This is a genomic window from bacterium (genome assembly GCA_023228325.1).
Taxonomy (GTDB): Bacteria; Auribacterota; UBA6266; order UBA6266; family UBA6266; genus UBA6266.
In genome coordinates, this window is sequence record JALOBK010000001.1 from 1,204,070 (window position 1) to 1,221,768 (window position 17,699).

Genomic DNA, 17,699 nt, shown 5'->3' on the forward strand with positions numbered 1-17,699 from the left:
ACCATAGCGCCGGGTGCCGGTTGCAATGTTTTTTTGACAACATCATATAAACTGAATTAACCGCCGATGACTCAGACAATAATCCTCAGCGGTTTGCCCCTAGGGATTCGAAGAATTCCAGAGTGTTAGTCCTTTTATAGGATTTTGCAAAGCAAAACAGCAGAGGGTAATCACAGATACTAAAAAGAGCGATAGTAACCACATTTACCCGCCTTAGGCGGGGATGACACACCTGCCTACGGCAGGCAGGGATATACACAGATAGAGACTATTAAGCGCAAAAGAAAAATTTAAGAATTGCAATTTTTTATTTTCAAACTATTTACATGTTTTTTTATTTTTTTATCTGCGCAAATCTGAACTATCTGTGGTTGCAATTATTTTTTCTTTTGTTTTCTTTGTTCCGGAAGGCGGAATTTATTGACATGCTTTTTTTGAGGTGATACACTTTCGCTATTCCGGGGATAAATCCGGCTTGTGATGTATATGTTTGGATATAAAGGCGGTTTAAAGTGAAAAAACTTCTTGTTATTCTTATAATTTTAAATTTTATTACGGTATCGGGTTGTTCTACATGGGGTTCGGGTTCGAAAAAAGGAAGCTCGGATTATCAGCAATCCACGATCGGCCTTGCTCTTTCCGATTCCCTGAAATTCGAGGATGTCCCCGTTCCGTCAGGGTTCCAGTTAAACATTAAAGACTCATTTGCCTTTCAGAATAATACCATGAGAGTGGGGGTTCTGCTGTACAGGGGAAAGGCTCTTCCGCAGGATATCATAAATTTTTATAAGGAGCAGATGCCTCTGTATAACTGGAAGATTTTGAATGTTATTGAATACGAGAATATTCAGATGCTTTTTGAAAAGTCGGATGAAACCTGTGTTATAACACTTATCCCGGGCAGGACAAGTTTAATGAAAATCAGCGTTGCTCCGAAGAGTAAGACCCGTTAGAGAACCATATTATCTTAACGGCGCGCGGGAAGTAATTCTAAAGAAGAATAATTTTTATTGGAACAGACAAATTTTTCTCTAATAAGAGGTTATCGTAAATGAGATACAAACGCCATAAAATCAAGATAACAAGAGAAGCCCTAAAACATGACGGTTTTGTTGATTTTATCAGCAAATGTGTTGAATTATACAACACTTATAAAACAAAAATTCTTATTATTGTCTGTTTTTTGGGAGCGGTCCTTCTTTTAGGGTTTACATATTGGTTTTACCTTGAAAAACAGACTGATAATGCATCTTTTGCTCTGTATAAAGCTGCCAATAGAGAAGAACTGGAGGCTGTTTTTAACCGTTTTCCCGGCACGGATTCCGGTAAAATAGCGCTTTATTTGGCTGCAACATCGTATGTTAAGACCGGTGATGTCCAAAAAGCCCTTCAGTTATTTGAAAAGTTTATAGACCTCTACCCTTCAAATTATCTTATACCGGATGCTATGATCGCCGTTTCTTGTATCAAAATCGATGCGGGCAAACGGGATGAAGCGTTAACCATACTGGATAAGTTGATTGACAGGTATCCGTTCAGTTATGTGACTCCGGAAGCTTTGGCATATAAAGGAATGATACTTGAAGAAGAAGGCGAGTTGCATGAGGCATTAATACAGTATAAGAAAATAGCCGAAACATATCCCGGCAGTTTTTGGGTTAATGATGCCGAACAAAAGATCTCGATTTTAAGCTCAAATCTGAAGCTGTAAGGGGCGCAGAAAAAAAAGTAAAAAAAAGTTGACTTACAGTGTGTTTTTTCAGTAAAATCTTGGAAAATTAAGATATAGGTTTATATAAGCGTGAAGTTTTTAAGTTTTACGGAGAAGCTGTTCTTTGTAATAATGTGTTTTGCGCCGTAGGTAATTTTAATAGTTTAATTCGCGAGCTGCGGGAAGGAGGCGATGTTAAATAAATAGCGGCTGGAATTACCGAGACGGTGTTAAAATAGATAAAATATCAAGATTAAGCCGGAGTCATTCGATTTGATGGCTTCGTTTTTTGAGTGCGAGTTGCACTAAATTTGGAGGTTAATTAATGAAGAAGTTTCTATTAGCATCTTTGGCGCTGATTTTCGTTCTGTCATCTGCAGCGATTGCTGAAGTTCAGAATGTTAAAGTCGGCGGCGAAATCAGGGTCCGCGGTTATTATGAAGATAACAGAGCAGACCTTTCTACAGAAAACAAATTCCCCGGCACCAGGCCGACCGACGCATGGATGTATCGTTGGAATCCACGGGATGAACAGGTCCCTAACGATACCCTGAGCGCTCAGCACTGGAGTGACGAGGATAGTTACATCCTTCAGAGAACTCAGGTATATGTAGAAGCCGACCTTACTGACAATGTTCTTGTACGTGTAACATTGGAAGCAAACGGCGCCTGGGGCTCTAATGATGGAGATGACAACATAAATTCTCCTTTAAGAGGCGGAACAGAGAACTGGGATGCAGGAATTGTTGAAGCATGGCTGCAGGTATCAGAACTCTATTATTCTCCTCTTACAATCAAGGTTGGACGTCAGTACCTTAATTATGGTACGGGCTTCATGATCAGCGACAAGGAAAAATTCTGGAATTTCGACGCTGTTAAAGCGGTTCTTGATTTCTATCCTTGGACACTGGACCTTATCTATGCAAAACTTGCTGAAAATACGGACAGAGAATTCCAGGTTCGTAACAGCAATACAAACGCTATTATGGATACCAGAAGAGACTGGGATCTTTATGGCGCAAACCTGAGATATTCTGCTGATTTCTGGAATATTGAAGCTTATATATTCGCAACGCAGAATACAACAGACACCAGCCACTATGCTAATGACCCTCTGAGGGTTGCTTACACCTCTTATACTAACGGTGTAGGCTGGGCAGATGTTAACGGAAGGCTTGTTCCTAATGATTTAGCTCCTTCCGTAGTTGGTATCCGTGGCGATGTTCGCCCTGTAGAACAACTTGATGTCTGGGGTGAATTTGCATATGAATTCGGTACACGCGGCGGTATAGCTCGCTGGGCTACCGGTAACGACAGAACAATCCAGAACCCGCTTGAAGAAACAGATGAAATCGAACTTTCAGCGTTTGCGGTTGACTGCGGTTTAACCTATACATTTGACTGGACATGGGAACCTGCAGTTACTCTTGCGTATACATACGCGAGCGGCAGTTCGGATAATGTAATAGAAGAAACAGACAGCGCCGGTAACAGGATCAGACATTGGGACAAAGAAAGCCACGCTTTCTATCCTCTGTTTGACTACGACTATTATGGATACGCGTTTTCACCGATGCTTTCAAACATCCATATTTTCAATGCGGGAATCAGCCTTCTCCCTCTTGAAAATGTAGAATTAGTCGTTGATTATTATCACTATGAACAGGCAAGGACTAACCAGAATGAACTCGGCGCGTCAGCCGGTCTTTATCCTGTAGTTGGAAACCCGTTCATGGATAACGGCGGCGTTTCTGCTCCTACTAACGGAAAAGAAAAGTCTCTCGGAGATGAAATCGACGTGACTGTTAACTACGACTACTCGGAAGATGTAAGCGTTCAGCTTATTGCCGCTTATTTCATACCTGGTGGCGCATTTGACAACGTAACTGATGAGAAAGAAGTAATAGAAGTACGTGGAGAACTTAAGGTTAATTTCTAACCTGAGTTAAAAAATATGGGAAGCCCCCGGTTCTTCCGAACCGGGGGCTTTCTTTTATTGACACTGTAAAAAGCATCTGATAAGATTCGCGGTGATTTTTTTTATGAAAAATGACATAGAAAAAATAATATTTTCACGCTTTGAAATAGCGGCAAAAATCAGGGGACTTGTCCGGAATATAATGAAAGATTTTAAGCGTGAAAAGACGCTTGTAATGGTAGCTCTTTTAAAAGGCAGTGTAATTTTCCTTGCGGATTTAATAAGGCAGATTGACAGGTCAGTTGAATTCGATTTTATAGGCACTTCAAGTTATAAGGGGGGCACTATTTCAGAGGCTTCTGTGGAAATATATAAAGACCTTGTATTTGAAGTAAAAGGGAAATCCGTGATACTGGTTGATGATATACTCGATACGGGAAAGACCGCGAAAGTTGTAATGAAGCATTTGCTCGATAAGGGAGCCAAGCAGGTTAAATTATGTGTTCTTCTTGATAAGCCTTCGAGAAGAGAAGTGGATATAAAAGCGGATTATGCGGGTTTTACGATAGATGATGTTTTTGTTGTGGGTTATGGCCTTGATTTTAAAGATAAATACAGAAACCTTCCGTATATAGCCGTATTGAAGAAAAAACATTATAACTAAATAACTAAATTTTTCGGTTGCCCTCTCGTCTAATGGTAGGACGGCTGACTCTGGATCAGCTGGTCGTGGTTCGAGTCCACGGGGGGCAGCCATTGAGCAATACTTGCCCGCTTTAGGAGGGGCAAATAGAACAATAGAGCTGATGCTCAATTGCGGTCTAATGTTCTATTGCTCTATTGTTCAAAAGTAAAGCCAACCTTATTAGCTAAGAGATTATAATGGCAAAAGCGGCTCATAATCACGGGAATTTAATCATGCTTAAAGGACTACGGTATTTATTGATTATTTTCGTCCTGTGGGTTGGGTTATCCGGTTGCTCCAGACCTTATTATACGGAAACATGTCTTATGATGGGGACGTTTGCGAAAATCACCTGTCAGGATCAGGAAGCTATTGGCGCCGCATTTAAGGAAATGAGCAGAGTTGATGCAATAGCCGATAATTTTGACTCCTCATCAGAAATATCGCGGTTGAATAAAACAGGTAAACTTAAGGCATCCGGCGATATGATGGATTTGGTAAAAAATTCGCTCAAGTACTACGAGCTTACCAACGGCGCGTTTGATATTACAGTCGGCCCTGTTGTCGACGTGTGGAAACAAAAAATTGAAGAAGCGCGGGGAAATAAGATACAGGCATTATTACCTTCTCCGGCCGATATTGATGCAAAGTTAAGGCTCATCGGTTCGGAAAAGATTTCAGTTGATGAAACAACATCTGTGATTACATTTAATCAGCCGGGTATGGAGATTGATCTGGGAGGAATTGCCAAGGGATACGCGGTTGATAAAGCAGTGGAACGCCTTAAGACTCTGGGAGTAACTTCGGCATTGGTAGATTTAGGAGGAACTATCTATTGTCTGGGCAGAAAAGGAAATAAAAAGTGGCGTATTGCTATACGTGATCCGCGCCATAATGACCGGATACTTCACCCTCTGGAGCTTGAAAACCGGGCAGTGGCCACATCAGGCGACTATGAGCAATTTTTTATGGTTAAAGGGAAACGTTACAGCCATATTATAGATCCTAAGACCGGATATCCGGTCAATAACGGAGTTATTTCAGTGACTATCATTGCCGATAGCGCTATCGCGGCGGATGTCATGAGTACAGCCGGTGTTGTGTTAGGAAAAGAAAAAGCGGAATCACTGGCAGAAGGAATGAATGAAATCGTTGAAATAAAGATATTAAGGGAAAAGGATCTATTATAAACAACAGAATCGGATTTAACTGGAAACTTAGGAGTGGTATGCCGGACAAAAAGATGCAGGACGGGTTCTTTTTTCCCGTCTGAATATTAGAGACGCTTGAATTCAACATCGGAGTTCGGAATGCCGCCCGGCGGCGGCGCGATTTTTAAATTCTCTTCAAAAAGATATACCCCGCGTGTTATAATCTACATATGATATTTACGCTGTTTGTTTATAACCTTGTTCTGGCGCTGATAATCATTGCGCTGGCCGTACCGCTGTATATGGAAAAAATACACATTAACCGCTGGTATGGGGTAAGACTGCCGAAATCTTACGAATCGGAGCAGAACTGGCACAGGATAAATAAATTATGGGCGAAAAAAGCGTTTCTCTGGGCTTCTGTTTATATACTGGCGGATATAATTATTTATGTCCTCGGCGTTTTGCTGACTCCACGGAATGAACTTATATTTATTCTTTTGTTTTCGCTGCTGCCCGTTATGATAGCTGCCATGCTGTTTATAGCGGCGATTATTGTGTCGTCAAAAATAATAATTTAGCGTGTCGTCCTGTCCTCGCCGGTATATTTTATTTGAGCATGTGGAATATGAAAAAGACAGTTGTTATAGTGGATGATGAGCCGGATATACTTGAGCTTGTCTCTCTGCATCTTAAGAAATCCGGTTTTGAGACAAAAGGTTTTTTGGAACCCGAAAGTTTCCTGGATTTTGTCCAGTCCCGGAAACCCGACCTTATTGTTCTTGACCTTATGCTTCCCCACACGGACGGTTTCGATATATGCAAGAAGCTTAAAACCGATGACAAACTCTCCGACGTCCCGATTATAATGCTTACGGCTAGAGGGGAAGACACCGACAAGATACTCGGGCTTGAGCTCGGCGCCGATGATTATGTGACAAAACCGTTCTCACCGAAGGAGCTTGTGGCGAGAGTGAAGGCCGTGCTTAGAAGAACCGAAAAAAGAGAAAAGACCCGGGATGATATTATACATATCAACGGAATTATGGCTATTGACCCGGTAAAATATCAGGTCAGGGTTGAAAACCGGAAAATTGAACTTACGTCAACCGAGTTTAAGATCCTGATGCTTTTGGCTTCCGGAAGCGGGCGCGTCTTTTCCCGGGAACAGATACTGGACCACCTGTGGGGGAATGAAAAAGCGGTAATTGACCGGACGGTGGATGTCCATATAAAAAATCTGCGGGAAAAACTGGGTAAAGCCGGCGGCCTTATTAAGAATATGCGCGGTGTCGGGTATAAAATAGAAGAATGAAAAAACCGATTTTCCTTAAACTATTTATAAGTTATGTCGTGCTTATTGCTCTGTTCTCGTTCCTGATGCTTTTTATTTCTTTCCGGATCGCCAAAAAGAATTACATAGACACTCTCACTGCGGACCTCGGGAAAATATGCATTTCGCTCGAAGATAAGGTTTCAACACTTGTAAAATCAAAGCGCGAAAAGGAATTAAACCGCATAATAAGGGAATTATCCCCGAAAATCGCCACCAGGATTACGGTTATCGACAACAACGGCATTGTGATTGCGGATTCCGAAGAAGAACCTGCCGTTATGGAAAACCATAAGAACAGGCCTGAATTGAAAAAAGCGTTGAAGGGCAGGGAGGGAACATCCATGCGGTTCAGTTCGACTGTCAAAGAGGAAATGCTGTATGTCGCGGTTCCTGTGGAAGCGGACGGCGAGGTTATTGCGGCAATAAGGGCAAGCCTGTTCCTGAAAGACATTAAAGGTATCCTGGCAAATTTAAGGAAAAAAACGATAGAGGTGACTTTGCTTATCGGTTTGATCGCCCTTGCTTTCAGCCTGATATTTTCTGCCAGGATAGTCAGGCCCATAAAGGAGCTGTGCCGGGCGGCGGGTAAAGTCGCTTCGGGCGATTTTAGCTCAAAAGTTATACTGGACAGGGATGATGAGTTAAGGGACCTGGCAGTGAGTTTTAACCATATGACCGATCAGATAAAAAGCCTGTTCCAGCAGTTGACGGGGCAGAAGGACGAACTGGATAACATAATAGCATCCGTTACGGAAGGGCTTTTAGTGCTTGGTGTCGACGGGAAAATCCTCCTTGCGAACCAGACGTTTAAAAAGATTATAGGCGAGGGAGAGTTTAAGGGCAGGTTTTACTGGGAAATAATAAAAGCGCCGGATTTTGCGGAACTGGTAAAAATTATTGTCAGGAAAAGGAATAATATTTCGAAAGAGATTTTGCTGAAAGATAAAACCTTCTTGTGCAATGCCGCTTTCCTTGAAGCAAAAGAGGAGATCGTCATAGTGTTTTACGATTTGACACAGATAAGGGAGCTTGAAAAGATTAAAAAGGATTTCGTGATAAATGTATCTCATGAACTTAAGACGCCGCTGACATCCATAAAAGGCTATGTGGAAACGCTTGAGGATGACCCTTCCGAGGAAAACCTTAAATATCTGGGTGTCATCGGAAGAAATACCGAAAGGCTTATAAATATTGTAAAAGACCTGCTTGTTCTTGCCGAACTTGAGGAAGGGAAAGAAAAATTTGAGTTCAAAAAGGTAAACATTACCGAGCTGGCCGAAAGCCTGGTAAAGCTGTTTGAGCCGAAAGCGAAAGCCAAAAACATAGAATTTAAGGTTCAAATACCGGCTAAAAAGATAATTCTGACGGCCGATTCCTTTAAAATAGAGCAGATGCTGATAAACCTTATGGATAATGCCGTTAAGTACACTGATGAAGGTTCTGTGACGGTTGCGCTTCATGAAGACGGCCGGAACGCGTATATTGAAATCAAGGACACCGGAGTCGGGATAAAAGAAGATGATATCCAGAGGATATTCGAGAGATTTTACGTGGTCGACAAGTCCCGCTCCAGGACGCTGGGAGGGACCGGCCTCGGGCTCTCCATAGTCAAGCATATCGTCCTGCAGCATAACGGCGATATAAAAGTTTCAAGCGAGCCTTCGAAAGGGACTGTATTCACTGTTGTTTTGCCTTATAACCCCGCATAACCTGCTGTCCCGGATTTTCTGCTATCGCAGAAAATTAACCAAAAATTAACAAATCATTTATACCCGCTTAATTATCTCCGTGTAAAAATACGGGTGTGTTCTTTAATGCATTTTTCTTTTCAGGGGAAAATGGGCGAAAAGGAGGTGTTGAAAATGAACAGCCCGGCTCTGTTGGGAAAAATGTTCATACGAATAGACGCGCCGAGAAAGAGCGAACGTAACATTGTGGAAAAACCGTGTTTTTACTTAAAGGGAGATAAATAAAAAATGAAAAATCTGTTATATATAGTTGCCTTTATGCTTGCTGTTTTAGCCGGAGCGGCGGCAGTTAAAGCGGGAGAGATAGATCTGCTGGTTGACAAGCTTGTAGAAAAAGGGATTCTTACAAGAGGCGAAGCCCAGCAGATAATAACCGAGACGCAGGAGGAAGTAAGAAGAGAGGTAGCTTCAATGGAAGCCCCCGGGCTTCCGAAATGGGTCCAGAAGATGAGTTTTAAGGGTGACTTACGCCTGCGTTACCAGTGGACAAAGAGAGAAACGAACCCCGGCGTTCCGCAGGTTGAAAGGAATCGCGGCAGATACAGGCTGCGCTTCGGCGTTGAGACATATGTAGTGGACAACATATCCGTGGGTTTCGGTATCGCCACGGGTGACGGCGATCCGCGTTCGACCAACCAGACTTTCACAAACTCGTTTGAAAAACCCAGTGTCAGATGGGATTACGCTTACGCAAAATATTCACCCGCTGACTGGATAACTTTTACAGGCGGTAAGATGCAAAATCCCCTCTGGCGGCCTACAGACCTTGTGTGGGATACGGATATTACGCCTGAAGGAGGCGCTGTTCAGTTTCAATACGGTATTTATGACAATCTTAACTTTTATATAAATTCGGGATTATTTGTTTTGGACGAATCTGCCGGAGATGAGGCGGATCCGCTTCTTTACGCTATACAGCCGGGATTCAAGTGGAAACCCATGGATAAGGTCGCATGGAATACCGCAGGAGTATTTTACGGGACATCTGGTGTAAAAGGAAAGATACTTAATTATTCGGCCGGAACGAACAAGAGAAGGCCTAACGGGGGCGCCGGCGGGCTTGCGTATGATTATGATACCATTGGCGTAAGTTCGGAAATCGCTTTTGAAAACCTGTTTGACCTTAATTTGCCCCGCCTTGCGTTTATAGGGGAATATTACAATAACATAGATGTTTCAGATGAAGATTACGCGTGGATTATAGGAGCAAAAATAGGAGCTGCGAAAGTCGGGAAAAAAGGGCAGTGGCAGGCAAAGTATCTTTACAGGTGGCTTTGCCAGGATGCGGTGCTTGATATTCTTCCCGATTCCGACGCATACGGCGGAGCTACGGGCGTAAGAGGACATGAAGTCGCGCTGGAATATGCCCTTTTGGATAATGTAATTATGGGATTGGACTATTATCATATGGAACCTATACATAAAGTGGGCGGGCACAGGAACGCGGAAGATCTGTTCCAGGCCGATATACTGTTTAAATTCTAAAAAAATTGTTTAAAGGAGGTTTTTGATAATGAAAAAAATAATGTATATATTGGCGGGTTTGGCGCTTATGCTCTTCGCCGGTAACGCTTTTGCCGGTGTTACCATTAAAGGTTCGACGACTGTTCTGCCTATAGCGCAGGCTGCGGCGGAAGAGTTTATGGACCAGAATCCCGAAATAGATATTTCTGTCCAGGGCGGGGGTTCGGGCGTAGGAATATCGTCTTTAATTGACGGCACATGCGATATCGGGGATGCTTCAAGGGCAATTAAAGAGCAAGAACTCAAGCAGGCGGCGAACAAAGGGATAAAGCCTAAAGCCCATGTCGTCGCAATGGACGGCATAGCCGTTATTGTTAACTCCGGGAACGGCGTCGGAAACCTTAAGATTGAACAGATAAAAGATATTTACACGGGCAAGATTTCCGACTGGTCCCAGGTGGGCGGAACAGGTGGGAAAATCGTCGTTATATCCAGAGATTCTTCAAGCGGAACTTATGAAGCCTTCAACGAATTGGCATTGAAGAAGGAGAAGGTGAGAAATGACGCGCTTTTGAGCGCCTCAAATCAGGCGGTTGTCACCACTGTCGCCAAGACGCGCGGCGCAATCGGGTACGCCGGGCTCGGTTACCTGAGCGAAGAAGTTAAAGCGCTTACCGTCAACGGCATTGAATGTTCCAAAGACACGGTGCTGTCGGGGGAATATCCTCTTGCAAGGCCTCTGTTTATGTACACAAACGGGAAACCTTCGGGCGATGTGAAAAGTTTTATTGATTTTGTCCTTAGCGCCGAAGGCCAGATTATTGTGGAAGAACAGGGTTTTGTCGGATTAAAATAAAGTTAACCTCCATAAGTTGCCCGGGGCCTTTCGCAAGGCTCCGGGCAACGGTTGTTGTAACGGGGCATGTATGTTAAAAGAAAAAATATATAAATCGGTATTCCTAGTGCTGGCATTTGCCTCTCTGCTTTTTCTAGTAGGCATTATGGTGGTGCTTTTCTTAAACGGCCTTCCTATTTTTAAAGAGACAGGCGTTTTCAATTTCCTGTTTGGCAGAGACTGGTATCCTACCTATGAGCCGCCCGAATTCGGTATCCTGCCGCTGGCGCTCGCATCCCTGATGGTGACTTTCGGGGCGCTGCTGGTATGTGTGCCGCTGGGCGTGGGAAGCGCGTTGTATCTGAACGAACTTGCCGGCCACAGGCAGAAGGCAATACTCAAACCAATTATAGAAATACTTGCGGGCATTCCTTCTATTGTTTTCGGGTTTTTCGGAATGCTCATTGTGGCTCCGCTTGTCCAGAGGATTTTTAACCTTCCCGTGGGGCTTACGGCTTTTACGGGCAGTATTATTTTAGGTATTATGGCTGTTCCGACGGTCTGCAGTATATCGGAAGACGCGTTGAGTTATGTGCCGAAAAGTTTCCGCGAGGCGTCTCTTGCCCTCGGGGCGAACAGGTGGCAGACACTTATCAAAGTCGTTATTCCCGCGGCCGGTTCGGGCATATCAACGGGAATAATTCTGGGTATGAGCAGGGCTGTCGGCGAGACGATGACTGTCCTGATGGTAACGGGCGGCGCGGCGGTAATGCCTAAATCTTTCTTTATCCCGGTTAGGCCGATGACGTCCACTATAGCGGCGGAGATGGGAGAAGCCGTTGTGGGAAGTTCTCATTTTCACGCGCTTTTCGGCATAGGGCTGGTGCTGTTTGTGATAACTCTTATATTCAATATAATCGCAGAGATGATAAGCAGAAGGTTCCGCGTCAAACTCGGGCTTGGAAGATGAAAAAACTGACCGAAAAATTAGGTTTCGCGTTTTTATTTGTGTGTATGATAATATCCCTGTTTTTTTTAGGGAGCATACTATATTTTATAATCTCACGCGGGTTCAGCGTTATAAGCTGGGAGTTCCTTACACAGGTCCCCAAAAAAGCTATGACGGCCGGAGGTGTCGCCCCGGCTATAGTGGGCACGTTTTATCTTACGCTGGGCTCTATACTTTTTGCCCTGCCTCTCGGCCTGGCGTGCGCTATTTATCTTTGCGAATACAGCCCGAAGAGTTATGTGGTGAACATAATAAGGATGAGCATAAATAACCTCGCGGGTGTTCCGTCCGTAGTGTTCGGGCTTTTTGGCCTGGCTGTGTTTGTAAAATTTTTTAATTTCGGCGTATCTATGCTGTCCGGCGCCCTGACTCTCGGCATAATGATATTGCCGAACATAATATCCGCGTCCCAGGAAGCTCTGCTCGCGGTTCCCCAGTCATACCGCGAGGCTTCTCTCGCGCTGGGGGCCACGCACTGGCAGACTATTAAAAAAGTGGTTCTGCCCACTGCTATGCCGGGTATCCTTACCGGCGTCATCCTGGGCATAGGGAGAGTGGCCGGAGAAACCGCGCCGATACTTTTTACGGCGGCCACATTTTACACCAGGGGTTTCCCGAAATCCGTTTTTTCCGAGGTGATGGCTTTGCCTTACCATATATATGCCCTGATGACCGAGGGGACCCATCCCGAAAAACAAACACAGATAGCTTACGGCTGCGCGCTTATACTGCTGGCGCTTGTGCTTTTGATATCTTCAGTCGCGATAGTAATAAGACAAAGACAGAGGAAATATTATGGATAAAAACGGCATAAGGATGAAGTGCGAAAAGGTTAATTTTTACTACGGTAAAAAACTGGCTCTGGACGGTATTAACCTGGATATATTTAAGAACAGTGTTACCGCCATCATAGGTCCGTCGGGCTGCGGGAAATCAACGTTGATACGGCTTTATAACAGGATGAACGACCTCATTCCCAGGACAAGACTCGAGGGAAAAATATTCCTTGATGATAAGGATATATACGATATCGGGTCGGATGTGGTCGAAATAAGAAGGAAAGTCGGGATGGTTTTCCAGAAACCGAACCCTTTTCCCAAAACGATTTTCGAAAATATAAGTTACGGGCTTGAGGTGAACGGGGAGAGAGATAAGACGTTTATAAACGACAGGGTCATTTCATCCCTGAAAAAGGCGGCGCTGTGGGGCGAGGTGAAAGACAGGCTTCACGACAGCGCGCTTCAGCTTTCCGGCGGCCAGCAGCAGCGCCTTTGCATAGCCCGCTGCCTTGCGGTTGAGCCGGAAGTCATACTTTTTGACGAGCCGTGCGCCAGCCTGGACCCGATTTCCACCCAAAAAATAGAAGAACTGATACTGGAACTGAAAAAAACATATACGATAATAATCGTTACGCACAATATGCAGCAGGCGGCCAGGGTTTCGGATTTCACCGCTTTCCTGTATATCGGGAAACTTGTTGAGTTCGGGACTACCGAGAAAGTCTTTACGGTGCCAAAAGAAAAATTGACGGAGGAATACCTGACAGGCAAATTCGGATAATACTTCCGCCTGTGTTAGGGTATAATTTTAAAAGGAGGAAATATGTTAGAGGAAAAACTGACAGCCCTGAAGAAAGAGCTGATAGAGTACGCGAATTTCGTGCAGAATATGTTCGATAAAAGCATCAAAGGCCTTCAGAAAAAAGATGAGGCCTCTCTTCAGGACATAATAAGCAAAGATGAACCCAGGGCGAACAGGGAAGAGATACAGCTTGATAAACTGTGCACTGTCCTGATAGCCCAGTATGAGCCGCGCGCGAGCGATCTCAGGACGGTCCTTATGATATTAAAGATAAACAATGACCTTGAAAGAATGGCCGACCACGTGATAAACATAACGGAAAGCAGCCTTTTCCTGATTGAGCGCCCGTCAATGGGGATACTCGATGATGTCATAACAATGAGCGGGCTTACAGGCAAAATGCTCAAGAACAGCGTTGATTCTTTTGTAAGTAAGGATGTGGAAAAGGCGAGGCTGGTCTGCCGGACCGATAAACAGGTCAACGAACTCAGGGACAGGATAGTGGAAAAACTCATTTCCCTTATGAGCGCCGATTCTCACAATATCGAGCGCGCCCTTCACCTTATGAGGATAACGACAAACCTTGAAAGGATATCCGACCTTACGACCAACATATGCGAGGATGTCATTTTTATGGTTGAAGGCCAGGTGATAAAACACCATCACGAGCAGGGGGAGTGACGAGGGCGCGAAAGACGAAAAACGTAGGACGTAAAGAATGTAGGATGTTGGACGTGAAAAAACGTTGTTCTTTATCTTAACCTTAACCTTAACCTTAACCTTTCTACCTGTCTCTATGTTTATTATTGCTTGTAAAAGAATTGCCTATCTCATATAATCTCCATTCTTGGTAAAAATGCCCCCATCGTCTAGCGGCCTAGGATGCATGGTTCTCAGCCATGAGACCGCGGGTTCGAATCCCGCTGGGGGTGCCAGCGTTTAATAAAAAAAAGGCGGCCTTTTGGCCGTCTTTTTTTATTAAGTGTGGTATTTGCCACGCAGATTCGAACCCTTGGGTTCGTTTCGAAGCGAAGCGTAGAACAGCTGAACTTTTTGAAGAAAAGTCAGAGCCCTGAACGAAGTGAAGGGTGCCAAAGGCACCATCCCGCTGGGGGTGCCAATTTCGCCTTTGGCGAAATAGAGCAATCGAAAATAGAAAGTAGAAATCTGACAATTATTCGATTGCGGTCTAATTTCGATTTTCTATTCTCACTATTTGACCAAATCTTATGACGACTTTCCTTGTGGATTCATTTTAAAGCAAAGGGTGCTGAAAGCACCATCCCGCTGGCTTCCCTAACATCCTGTCAATGAGCATAATAGATGAATTTATACTTGTAATATATGATTTTTGGGCGTATATTTGTCTCTGCAATGTGTTAGGGAAATCTGTATATGTTATTGTGCTATTGATTTTCAGGAAAAGACCCCTTTCGTCTATTATGTTATTACAGTCAAAAGACGAATTGAGTCAGCGGGTTTCCTGTACAAATACTGGGATGAAAACTAAACTTTTTTTAAGAAAAGATTTCAATAATATAAAAAACGACGTTCGTATATTAATTGTTCGGGATAAACGCATGAAAACAACTGGAACCAAGCGAGTCGCGATGGCTCTCATCGCAGGTGTCCTGGGCGGCGGCATCGCTGCCAGCGCGTTCTACCTTCATGCTTCACGCCTGTATTCCCAAACACCCTCCGATCCGCAGAAAGCTATCGGATATATCTTCATTGCATTGTACTCGGCACTTGTTGGTGCCCCAGCTTTCGGCTCTGTCTTCACCGGCTTCATGATTCCGCTTGTCCGACACAACAAGACTGCAATGCTCGGATTATCTGTCCTATCCCTCTTGCTAGCTCTGGCAACAGCGCTCCTTGTCATCTTCAGTCCGAAATGATGAAAACATCCCGAACCATGAGTTGGAGTTTACGTTTCTGCCGCGGCGGCAGAAACGAAACTCACCTCTAACGTTATAGAAGAACACCCTTGACAAACGTGTATTCATAGTATACAATGTATTACAAATGAATACAAAGGGGAGAAGAATATGAGTACATCCGTATCTGTAAGAATACCGGATAAATTAGCTAAAGAGCTTGAATCTGTAGCTAAAATTACAGAGAGGTCAAGGTCCTTTCTTATCCAGAAAGCACTGGAATCTTATCTTGTAGAACAGGCTGATTTGCAGATTGCGCTTGACCGCCTGCGCGATACATCCGATCCCATTATCTCCATCGGGGAAATGAGAAAAGAACTTGAAATATAAAATAGCATTCAAGAAATCGGTTGCTCGCGATCTAAAAAAAATTGATAGCCAGCATGCTAAGAGGATATTAAATAAAATCGAGAAAGATTTGCCTAAAACAGCTGCGCAATATCCTGAACTTAAGGGAAAATTCTCAGGGTTGCGTAAATGCAGAATAGGTGACTATCGAATTATATTTTCTATTATGGAAAATACTGTTTTAATTACAAGAGTAGGTCACAGAAAAGAAGTATATAAAAGATAACAGTTTGTTTCACCGGCTGGACTTGAACAGCCCGGTGAATGCCGAATGTTCCTCCTCAACCCCCCGATTGACACAAATCCTCTTTAAGAGTAATATCGGTTAATTTGAATATGAAAGTGAAAAATCATTTTGATGTCATTATCATCGGGGTGGGGGCGTCCGGCCTGATGTGCGCTCTCTCGGCGGGAAAAAGAGGGCGGAGTGTCCTGGTTCTGGAGCATTCAAAAGAAGCCGGCGCCAAGGTTCTTGTCTCGGGCGGCGGTAAATGCAATTTTACCAACCTTAGCGTGGATAAAGAAAACTACATCTCGGAGAATCCTCATTTTGTCACCTCGGCATTGCGGCGTTTCACACAGCATGATTTTACAGGTCTTCTTGATGAGTATGGCGTGAAATACGAGGAAAGGGAACACGGCCAGCTTTTCTGCAGGGGGAGCGCGAAAGAGGTGATTAACCTTTTACTGAAGGAATGCGGCGCTGCGGGTGCGAAAATCCGGACGGGATGCAGTGTAAAGAAAATTGAAAGAGAGAAAAATTTCCGCGTAAAAACAAATTTGGGAGATTTTATTTCCGAGTCGCTGGTCATTGCCACAGGAGGGCTGTCCCTGCCGGAATCCGGCGCGACTGCTTTAGGATATAAGATAGCCATACAATTTGGAATCAGGGTTATTAAACAGTTTCCCGGACTGGTGCCTCTTGTTTTGAAAGAAGTAAAAGATTTTAAAAGCCTGTCAGGGATATCCGTTAATGCTTGCGTATCGGTAAACGGCTATTTGTTCAAAGATGCAGTCTTGTTTACCCACAGGGGTTTGAGCGGTCCCGCTATACTGCAGGCATCTAACTACTGGCATAAGGGAGATGAGATTATAATAAATCTTCTCCCGGATGTTAATCTTGAAGAACAACTTGCCCTATGGCAAAGGGAAAAACCCAAATCAACAGGTAAAAACCTGTTATCGACGTTGTTGCCCAGGAGGCTTGCAGCATATTTGTGTTCCGGCCTCAATATAGAAAGGCCAATCAGCCAGTACAGCAAAAAAGATATGAAAAGAATTGCAGAGATATTCAACGCCTGGGGTGTCCGCCCCGTCGACACAGAAGGCTACAGCAAGGCGGAGGTTACAAGAGGCGGTGTCGATACAGATGAGTTATCATCCAGGACTTTTGAGGCGAAAAAAGTGAAAGGGCTTTACTTTATAGGCGAAGTCCTTGATGTCACCGGCTGGCTGGGGGGATACAACCTGCAGTGGGCCTGGTCATCCGGCTATTGCGCCGGCCAATACGTTTAATCACATAAAAATCTATTTATTTTATGGCCTCATTCTAATAAACTCTATAAAAAGGCAGAGTTTAATGAAAAAAGCAATCTTAACTCTTCTTATAATTTTAGGGATTTGTCTGCTTGTGCCGTTTATTTTTGTAAAGGTTTTCCTGGACCAGATTGAAATCCCCGTCACAGAGCCGGAACCTGTTGTTGAGCAGCAGCCGGCCGAAGTCGAAGAAGTCAAAAGAGTTCCACAGAAAGTAAAATGCCCCGATTGCGGAGGAGAAGGCTGCATACAATATGAGAAAGTGGAAAAATGCCCTATGTGCAAGGGCAATAAACTTGTAAAATCAGGAATGAAGGGGTCTGACACGATGTATCCGTGCCCCAAATGCGGCGGAACCGGTGTTAAGAAAAAGACCGCGTGGAAAACATGCCCCAAATGCGGGGGGAAAGGTTATATAGAGCGTTATAGCCGGTAGTATC

At 44.1% G+C, this 17,699-nt stretch carries 19 protein-coding genes and 2 tRNA genes; all 21 read left to right on the plus strand.

Features of this window, described 5'->3' with window-relative positions; translation table 11 throughout:
- The first annotated feature begins 512 nt into the window (after positions 1 to 512).
- The 21 genes from M0R36_05775 (at position 513) to M0R36_05875 (ending at position 17,695) form a co-directional block, all read left to right on the plus strand.
- A complete protein-coding gene (locus M0R36_05775) occupies positions 513 to 953 on the plus strand; it encodes a hypothetical protein (protein MCK9555305.1) in 441 nt (146 codons plus the stop codon).
- A gap of 98 nt (positions 954 to 1,051) precedes the next feature.
- Complete coding sequence (locus M0R36_05780; GenBank protein ID MCK9555306.1) at positions 1,052 to 1,711, plus strand: tetratricopeptide repeat protein; 660 nt, start codon at positions 1,052 to 1,054, stop codon at positions 1,709 to 1,711.
- Positions 1,712 to 2,036: 325 nt separating this feature from the next.
- Positions 2,037 to 3,650, plus strand: coding sequence for an alginate export family protein (locus M0R36_05785; GenBank protein MCK9555307.1), 1,614 nt, complete (start codon positions 2,037 to 2,039; stop codon positions 3,648 to 3,650).
- Between the two features lie 103 nt (positions 3,651 to 3,753).
- Positions 3,754 to 4,293 carry a hypoxanthine phosphoribosyltransferase gene (gene hpt / locus M0R36_05790; protein MCK9555308.1) on the plus strand — a complete coding sequence of 180 codons (540 nt, stop codon included), beginning with the start codon at positions 3,754 to 3,756 and terminating at the stop codon, positions 4,291 to 4,293.
- A gap of 18 nt (positions 4,294 to 4,311) precedes the next feature.
- Positions 4,312 to 4,385: transfer RNA gene (locus M0R36_05795), tRNA-Gln, on the plus strand.
- Between the two features lie 126 nt (positions 4,386 to 4,511).
- Positions 4,512 to 5,504 (plus strand): FAD:protein FMN transferase, encoded by a 993-nt coding sequence (locus tag M0R36_05800; protein ID MCK9555309.1) that lies wholly within the window; start codon positions 4,512 to 4,514, stop codon positions 5,502 to 5,504.
- A gap of 191 nt (positions 5,505 to 5,695) precedes the next feature.
- Positions 5,696 to 6,046 carry an SdpI family protein gene (locus M0R36_05805; protein MCK9555310.1) on the plus strand — a complete coding sequence of 117 codons (351 nt, stop codon included), beginning with the start codon at positions 5,696 to 5,698 and terminating at the stop codon, positions 6,044 to 6,046.
- 47 nt (positions 6,047 to 6,093) lie between these two features.
- Complete coding sequence (locus M0R36_05810; protein ID MCK9555311.1) at positions 6,094 to 6,780, plus strand: response regulator transcription factor; 687 nt, start codon at positions 6,094 to 6,096, stop codon at positions 6,778 to 6,780.
- On the plus strand, positions 6,777 to 8,510 hold the full coding sequence (locus M0R36_05815; protein ID MCK9555312.1) for a cell wall metabolism sensor histidine kinase WalK: 1,734 nt from the start codon (positions 6,777 to 6,779) through the stop codon (positions 8,508 to 8,510). Before M0R36_05810 ends, M0R36_05815 begins: the two co-directional genes overlap by 4 nt.
- Positions 8,511 to 8,777: 267 nt before the next feature.
- Positions 8,778 to 10,034, plus strand: a complete 1,257-nt coding sequence (locus tag M0R36_05820) for a putative porin (GenBank protein MCK9555313.1) — start codon at positions 8,778 to 8,780, stop codon at positions 10,032 to 10,034.
- A gap of 28 nt (positions 10,035 to 10,062) precedes the next feature.
- Positions 10,063 to 10,869, plus strand: a complete 807-nt coding sequence (locus M0R36_05825; protein MCK9555314.1) for a phosphate ABC transporter substrate-binding protein — start codon at positions 10,063 to 10,065, stop codon at positions 10,867 to 10,869.
- 70 nt (positions 10,870 to 10,939) lie between these two features.
- Positions 10,940 to 11,818, plus strand: a complete 879-nt coding sequence (gene pstC, locus M0R36_05830) for a phosphate ABC transporter permease subunit PstC (protein MCK9555315.1) — start codon at positions 10,940 to 10,942, stop codon at positions 11,816 to 11,818.
- Complete coding sequence (gene pstA / locus M0R36_05835; protein MCK9555316.1) at positions 11,815 to 12,660, plus strand: phosphate ABC transporter permease PstA; 846 nt, start codon at positions 11,815 to 11,817, stop codon at positions 12,658 to 12,660. The genes pstC and pstA overlap by 4 nt, the downstream gene beginning before the upstream one ends.
- Positions 12,653 to 13,417, plus strand: coding sequence for a phosphate ABC transporter ATP-binding protein PstB (gene pstB, locus M0R36_05840; protein MCK9555317.1), 765 nt, complete (start codon positions 12,653 to 12,655; stop codon positions 13,415 to 13,417). The genes pstA and pstB overlap by 8 nt, the downstream gene beginning before the upstream one ends.
- A gap of 42 nt (positions 13,418 to 13,459) precedes the next feature.
- Positions 13,460 to 14,119, plus strand: coding sequence for a phosphate signaling complex protein PhoU (gene phoU, locus M0R36_05845; GenBank protein MCK9555318.1), 660 nt, complete (start codon positions 13,460 to 13,462; stop codon positions 14,117 to 14,119).
- A gap of 177 nt (positions 14,120 to 14,296) precedes the next feature.
- Positions 14,297 to 14,373 (plus strand) — tRNA-Glu (locus M0R36_05850).
- A gap of 564 nt (positions 14,374 to 14,937) precedes the next feature.
- Positions 14,938 to 15,336 carry a hypothetical protein gene (locus M0R36_05855; GenBank protein ID MCK9555319.1) on the plus strand — a complete coding sequence of 133 codons (399 nt, stop codon included), beginning with the start codon at positions 14,938 to 14,940 and terminating at the stop codon, positions 15,334 to 15,336.
- Between the two features lie 150 nt (positions 15,337 to 15,486).
- Positions 15,487 to 15,705, plus strand: coding sequence for a ribbon-helix-helix domain-containing protein (locus M0R36_05860; GenBank protein ID MCK9555320.1), 219 nt, complete (start codon positions 15,487 to 15,489; stop codon positions 15,703 to 15,705).
- A complete protein-coding gene (locus M0R36_05865) occupies positions 15,695 to 15,949 on the plus strand; it encodes a type II toxin-antitoxin system RelE/ParE family toxin (protein MCK9555321.1) in 255 nt (84 codons plus the stop codon). The genes M0R36_05860 and M0R36_05865 overlap by 11 nt, the downstream gene beginning before the upstream one ends.
- 110 nt (positions 15,950 to 16,059) lie before the next feature.
- The gene (locus M0R36_05870) at positions 16,060 to 17,238 is read left to right on the plus strand and encodes an NAD(P)/FAD-dependent oxidoreductase (GenBank protein MCK9555322.1); all 1,179 of its coding nucleotides are present in this window, start codon (positions 16,060 to 16,062) and stop codon (positions 17,236 to 17,238) included.
- Between the two features lie 64 nt (positions 17,239 to 17,302).
- Entirely contained in the window at positions 17,303 to 17,695 is a 393-nt protein-coding gene (locus tag M0R36_05875) for a hypothetical protein (protein MCK9555323.1), read from the plus strand.
- The last annotated feature ends 4 nt before the right edge of the window (positions 17,696 to 17,699 follow it).

Excerpts from the sequence above, each read along its gene's own strand:
- M0R36_05860 (MCK9555320.1), top strand. The coding sequence starts at position 15,487 with ATGAGTACATCCGTATCTGTAAGAATACCGGATAAATTAGCTAAAGAG.
- M0R36_05810 (MCK9555311.1), top strand. The coding sequence starts at position 6,094 with ATGAAAAAGACAGTTGTTATAGTGGATGATGAGCCGGATATACTTGAG.
- M0R36_05825 (MCK9555314.1), top strand. The coding sequence starts at position 10,063 with ATGAAAAAAATAATGTATATATTGGCGGGTTTGGCGCTTATGCTCTTC.
- pstC (MCK9555315.1), top strand. The coding sequence starts at position 10,940 with ATGTTAAAAGAAAAAATATATAAATCGGTATTCCTAGTGCTGGCATTT.
- M0R36_05870 (MCK9555322.1), top strand. The coding sequence starts at position 16,060 with ATGAAAGTGAAAAATCATTTTGATGTCATTATCATCGGGGTGGGGGCG.
- M0R36_05875 (MCK9555323.1), top strand. The coding sequence starts at position 17,303 with ATGAAAAAAGCAATCTTAACTCTTCTTATAATTTTAGGGATTTGTCTG.
- hpt (MCK9555308.1), top strand. The coding sequence starts at position 3,754 with ATGAAAAATGACATAGAAAAAATAATATTTTCACGCTTTGAAATAGCG.
- M0R36_05855 (MCK9555319.1), top strand. The coding sequence starts at position 14,938 with ATGAAAACTAAACTTTTTTTAAGAAAAGATTTCAATAATATAAAAAAC.
- phoU (MCK9555318.1), top strand. The coding sequence starts at position 13,460 with ATGTTAGAGGAAAAACTGACAGCCCTGAAGAAAGAGCTGATAGAGTAC.
- pstB (MCK9555317.1), top strand. The coding sequence starts at position 12,653 with ATGGATAAAAACGGCATAAGGATGAAGTGCGAAAAGGTTAATTTTTAC.
- M0R36_05785 (MCK9555307.1), top strand. The coding sequence starts at position 2,037 with ATGAAGAAGTTTCTATTAGCATCTTTGGCGCTGATTTTCGTTCTGTCA.
- M0R36_05780 (MCK9555306.1), top strand. The coding sequence starts at position 1,052 with ATGAGATACAAACGCCATAAAATCAAGATAACAAGAGAAGCCCTAAAA.
- M0R36_05820 (MCK9555313.1), top strand. The coding sequence starts at position 8,778 with ATGAAAAATCTGTTATATATAGTTGCCTTTATGCTTGCTGTTTTAGCC.
- M0R36_05815 (MCK9555312.1), top strand. The coding sequence starts at position 6,777 with ATGAAAAAACCGATTTTCCTTAAACTATTTATAAGTTATGTCGTGCTT.
- M0R36_05805 (MCK9555310.1), top strand. The coding sequence starts at position 5,696 with ATGATATTTACGCTGTTTGTTTATAACCTTGTTCTGGCGCTGATAATC.
- pstA (MCK9555316.1), top strand. The coding sequence starts at position 11,815 with ATGAAAAAACTGACCGAAAAATTAGGTTTCGCGTTTTTATTTGTGTGT.
- M0R36_05800 (MCK9555309.1), top strand. The coding sequence starts at position 4,512 with ATGGCAAAAGCGGCTCATAATCACGGGAATTTAATCATGCTTAAAGGA.